The sequence below is a fragment of the Herminiimonas sp. genome (assembly GCF_030645555.1).
Classification (GTDB): domain Bacteria; phylum Pseudomonadota; class Gammaproteobacteria; order Burkholderiales; family Burkholderiaceae_D; genus Oxalicibacterium.
The window spans coordinates 1-4728 of sequence record NZ_JAUSME010000147.1; the positions used below are offsets into that span (position 1 = coordinate 1).

Annotated in this window: 5 protein-coding genes and 1 pseudogene; all 6 read right to left on the reverse strand. The window is 55.2% G+C overall.

Features of this window, described 5'->3' with window-relative positions:
* Positions 1 to 363, reverse strand: a pseudogene (locus Q7T06_RS05970) (acetyl-CoA carboxylase carboxyl transferase subunit beta); the annotation flags it as partial.
* Positions 364 to 479: 116 nt separating this feature from the next.
* Positions 480 to 1277, reverse strand: coding sequence for a tryptophan synthase subunit alpha (trpA, locus tag Q7T06_RS05975; RefSeq protein WP_304781840.1), 798 nt, complete (start codon positions 1275 to 1277; stop codon positions 480 to 482).
* A 59-nt stretch (positions 1278 to 1336) separates the two neighbouring features.
* Positions 1337 to 2608, reverse strand: a complete 1272-nt coding sequence (trpB, locus tag Q7T06_RS05980) for a tryptophan synthase subunit beta (RefSeq protein WP_304781844.1) — start codon at positions 2606 to 2608, stop codon at positions 1337 to 1339.
* A gap of 13 nt (positions 2609 to 2621) precedes the next feature.
* Positions 2622 to 3296, reverse strand: a complete 675-nt coding sequence (locus Q7T06_RS05985; RefSeq protein ID WP_304781847.1) for a phosphoribosylanthranilate isomerase — start codon at positions 3294 to 3296, stop codon at positions 2622 to 2624.
* Between the two features lie 84 nt (positions 3297 to 3380).
* The gene (truA, locus tag Q7T06_RS05990) at positions 3381 to 4208 is read right to left on the reverse strand and encodes a tRNA pseudouridine(38-40) synthase TruA (RefSeq protein ID WP_304781851.1); all 828 of its coding nucleotides are present in this window, start codon (positions 4206 to 4208) and stop codon (positions 3381 to 3383) included.
* An 86-nt stretch (positions 4209 to 4294) separates the two neighbouring features.
* The coding region (locus tag Q7T06_RS05995; protein ID WP_304781854.1) for a FimV/HubP family polar landmark protein at positions 4295 to 4728 on the reverse strand (434 nt) is incomplete at its 5' end.

Here is a 4728-nt window from a genome sequence, read left to right on the forward strand (position 1 = left end):
GCTCATGATGGAGCCGCCCATGACGATCAATGCATCGGTTTCGCCAGTTGCTTCCAGCGCCGATTTCAGGCGATCCGGATATTTCTTGCTGTCCTTGAACTTGAGCGTATCGACCGGCAACACTTCCTGGCCTATGTCGTAGCGTCCGCCGGCATCGAGCAAGGCATCCAGGCGGTCGCGCGCACGGATGCGCATGTGATGATCGCATTTAGGGCAAACATGGATATTCGATTCCAGATCCGTGCGATACAGCACAGCTTCGCAGGATGGGCATTTGACCCACAAGCCTTCAGGCACCGATTTGCGTTGTGCAGTATCGGAGTGCTGTATGCGTGGAGGAAGTAATTTGTCTAGCCAGCTCATCGTGACCTCTTTCATTTTAACTAGCCGAATTGTACCGTTTGCACGGAAATTCGCCACAATTGCGTGTTTTTTACCTGAGAGTCGGTATTTTACTTGTCTATAAAGACATAGACAGCTTATTCGTCCAGCGCCTTGCGTATGCCGGCAACGAAGCTGCGTACAGCTTCTACCGCTTGCTCGCGCGGCGTATTTTCCAGTTCCTGGATGATACGGCTGCCGATCACGACGGCGTCCGATACTGCCGCCACTGCCTTCGCAGTTGCCGCATCGCGGATGCCGAAGCCTACACCTATCGGCAATTTCACATATTTGCGTATCGCGGCTATGCGTTGCGACACGTCTTCGATATCGATGTTAGCTGCACCTGTGACGCCCTTGAGCGAAACGTAATAGCTGAAGCCGCTGCCGAATTTGGCCACTTGCTGGATCCGTTCCTCAGTCGAGGTCGGCGCCAGCAGGAAGATAGGATCCATATCGTTGGCCTTCAGCGTCGCAGCGAACTCTTCGCACTCTTCCGGCGGGTAATCGACGACGATGGTGCCATCCACGCCCGCTGCTTTCGCCGCCAGGATGAAGGCAGTTTGCCCCATGCGCTCGATAGGATTTGCATAACCCATCAAGACGACCGGAGTCGTGCTGTTGGTTTTGCGGAATTCGCTGACAAAGCCCAGCACATCATGCATGCCGACGTTGAACTTGAGCGCCCGTTCGCAGGCACGCTGGATCACCGGGCCCTCAGCCATAGGATCGGAAAACGGCACCCCCAACTCGAGTATGTCGGCGCCGCCTGCTACCAGCGCATGCATCAGCGGTACCGTCAAATCTGGCGACGGATCACCCGCCGTGATGAAAGGGATCAAGCCCTTTTTATTGTTGGCCGCCAATGCGGCCAGGGTAGATTGGATTCTGGACATGAAAGGCTTATAAAGGTTTTACGAACAACTTTTGAAGTGCATGCGTGGCCGGGACAGCCTTAATCAAACTTCAAACCCATGCGCTGCGCCACCGTATGCATATCCTTGTCGCCGCGACCGGAAAGATTGACCAGCACGGTCTTGTCTTTCGGCAGCGTCGCAGCCAGGGTGGCGGCGTAGCTCAAGGCATGGCTGGATTCCAGCGCGGGTATGATGCCTTCGATATGGCAGCAATCATGGAAGGCCTGCAGCGCTTGATCATCGGTCACCGACACATACTGCGCACGACCGGAATCCTTCAACCATGCATGTTCCGGTCCGACGCCCGGATAATCGAGGCCGGCCGATACCGAATGCGTCTCTATGATCTGGCCATTCGCATCCTGCAACAGATACGTCCGGTTGCCGTGCAAGACGCCAGGTGAACCTGCCGTCAGCGACGCTGAATGCTTGCCGGTTTCCAGCCCCTCGCCCGCAGCCTCGACACCGATCAACTGCACGCTTTCATGTTCGATATAAGGATAAAAAATCCCCATCGCATTGGAACCTCCGCCTATGCAAGCGAGGACATAATCAGGTTGGCGACTCGTCATTTCCGGCATTTGCGTCAGGCATTCGGTGCCGATCACAGACTGGAAATCGCGCACCATCATCGGATAAGGGTGCGGACCGGCAACGGTGCCTATGATGTAAAACGTGTTTTCCACATTCGTGACCCAGTCGCGCATCGCTTCATTGAGCGCATCTTTCAGGGTCTTCGAACCGGATTCGACAGGGACGACGGTTGCGCCCAGCAATTTCATCCGGTACACGTTTTGCGCCTGGCGCTTGACGTCTTCGCTGCCCATGTAGACGACGCACTCGAGACCGAAACGGGCGCAGATCGTTGCAGTCGCGACGCCATGCTGGCCGGCGCCGGTTTCGGCGATGATGCGCGGCTTGCCCATGCGTCTGGCCAGCAAAGCCTGGCCGATCACGTTATTGATCTTGTGCGCGCCAGTGTGATTCAAGTCTTCACGCTTGAAGTAAATCTGCGCGCCGCCCATTTTTTCAGACCAGCGTTTGGCGTGATAAATCGGGCTGGGACGGCCGACGAAATGCTTCAGGTCGTAATGGAATTCAGCGAGAAATGCCGGATCCTTGCTGTAATGTGCATACGCTTCCCTCAATTCAGCCAGCGCATGGCTCAGCGTTTCGGACACAAAGCTGCCGCCGTATTGGCCGAAATGGCCTTTGGCGTCCGGGAAATTGTAATGTGCGGATTGATGCAAGGCGGTTTCCACTATCGCTAGTCGCTCGGCATAGTTACCGAGTACGTTCAATTCTTTCATGATCTTCTCTCTGCTATTGGGTCTGGAGCGCGGCGTCTGCCACGCGCACTGCGGCGATGAAGGCGCGAATTTTCGCCGCGTCCTTGATGCCCTTGTCATGTTCGACGCCACTACTGACGTCAACCGCGTACGGGCGTACGCGTTGCACCGCGTCAGTCGCGTTTTGTGCGCTCAAGCCACCACTTAAAACGACCCGAGGCGCGATGTTTTCGGGAATGAGAGACCAATCGAAGACCTTTCCACTGCCGCCGTAGCTATCTACATAGGTATCCAGCAACAAGCCGGTAAATAAAGTGCTGGCGGCGCGATAATCAGATTCGTATTCTAGCAAATCGGCTGGATCCGTATCGGGTTTTACGCGTATTGCCCGGATGTAGGGCCGATTCACCGCACTGGCGATGGCCGCGCACAGGGCTGGTGTTTCATCGCCATGAAATTGCAAAAGGGAAATTGATGTTTGCGCCACCACTTCCTGCACCTCTGCCACACTCGCATTCACAAACAAACCTACCGTGCTGACGAAAGGTGGAATCTTTGCCATCAATCTTGCGGCTGCCTCAGGCTGGATATAACGCGGACTCCTGGAATAAAACACGAAACCGAGCGCATCGGCGCCCGCCGCAACCGCTGCCTGCACATCTTCGTGCCGGGTCAGGCCGCAAATCTTGATGCGGGTACGCTGTGTCATTGCTGTGCCACCCTGTCGAATATCATGTGCATCGTTGTCTATTTCAAAAAGCGTGTCAAAAACGGTATTTATGCTCGAGTCCGATCAAGACCATAGAAAGTTTTGCATGACCGTTTGCGGCAATTTCCATTTGGGATCGTAATCTATTTTGGCCAGGTACAAACCGTCGGCCATGAAAGTCGGCGCGGCGAATTTCCTGTCCTGTCCTTCCAGCAATTGCTTCAACCATGAGGCTGGCTGCGAGCCATTCCCGACAAAAATCAGCGAACCGATGATATTGCGCACCATGTGATGCAAAAACGCATTCGCATGGACCGTAAACATGATCAAATCACCGCGCCGCTCTATCTTGATCGCATACATCGTCTTGACTGGTGATTTGGCCTGGCACTGCACGGAACGGAAAGTGGAAAAATCATGCTGCCCCAGCAAGTGCTGCGCCGCTTCCTGCATTTTAGCGATATCCAGTGCACGGAAGACCCAGCCCGCCTTGCCTTCCAGCAAAGGCGAGCGTACCTGATTGTTGTACAGCACGTATTGATAGGTGCGTGAGCGGGCGCTGAAACGGGCATGGAAATTATCGTCCGGATCATGCGCCACCTCGGTGGCCCAGCGCACCGCTATCGATGGCGGCAAGAAGGTATTGACGCCACGCACCCAGGACGACATGTCGCGCGCCAGCGTCGTATCGAAATGCACGACCTGCTCGAGCGCATGCACGCCCGCGTCGGTGCGTCCGGCACAAGCGGTTGTAATGGTTTGCTGGGTGAATTTGTACAGTGCGAATTCCAGCTTGTCCTGCACGGTCAAGCCGTTGAGTTGTGTCTGCCAGCCCTGCCACGGTGTGCCGTCATACTGCACGCCGAGCACGATGCGTTTTAGTTCGCCTGCCCCGCCTGGTTCGCCATTCATGATGAAAATTTACCAAAAAATCGAAACTGAAAATGAAAACGGGCGCAAGCAGTGCATTGCGCCCGTCGATCCTGCATATTAATACGTCAGGAGAGCTTGCTGAGCAGGTTTTTGGCCTTTTCCGATTGCTCGCCATTGCCGCCCTTGAGGACTTCTTCCAGCAATTCGCGTGCGCCTTCCTTGTCGCCAATTTCCTGATAGGCAATCGCCAAATCAAGCTTGGTCGCCATTTCGGCACTGCTGGTATAGCTGGCTTCTTCATCGACGCCATCCAGAGCCGGCAAGGCATCGTCATGTGCCGGCACTTCAGGTAGATTCAGGTCAAATGCGATACTGGAAAGATCAGGAGCTGCAGGCACGCTGGCTGCTGGCGCAACTGGCGACGGGAAATCCATACCCAAATCATCCGGGATCACGATTTCTGGTGCTGCGTATGCTGCCGGCGCAGCTGCCTCCTGCTTGACAGCCGGACTCACTGGCGCTGTGTCTGCAGCTGCGCTCGATTTATCATCCAGGAAAT

Excerpts from the sequence above, each read along its gene's own strand:
- trpA (WP_304781840.1), bottom strand. The coding sequence starts at position 1,277 with ATGTCCAGAATCCAATCTACCCTGGCCGCATTGGCGGCCAACAATAAA.
- trpB (WP_304781844.1), bottom strand. The coding sequence starts at position 2,608 with ATGAAAGAATTGAACGTACTCGGTAACTATGCCGAGCGACTAGCGATA.
- Q7T06_RS05985 (WP_304781847.1), bottom strand. The coding sequence starts at position 3,296 with ATGACACAGCGTACCCGCATCAAGATTTGCGGCCTGACCCGGCACGAA.
- truA (WP_304781851.1), bottom strand. The coding sequence starts at position 4,208 with ATGAATGGCGAACCAGGCGGGGCAGGCGAACTAAAACGCATCGTGCTC.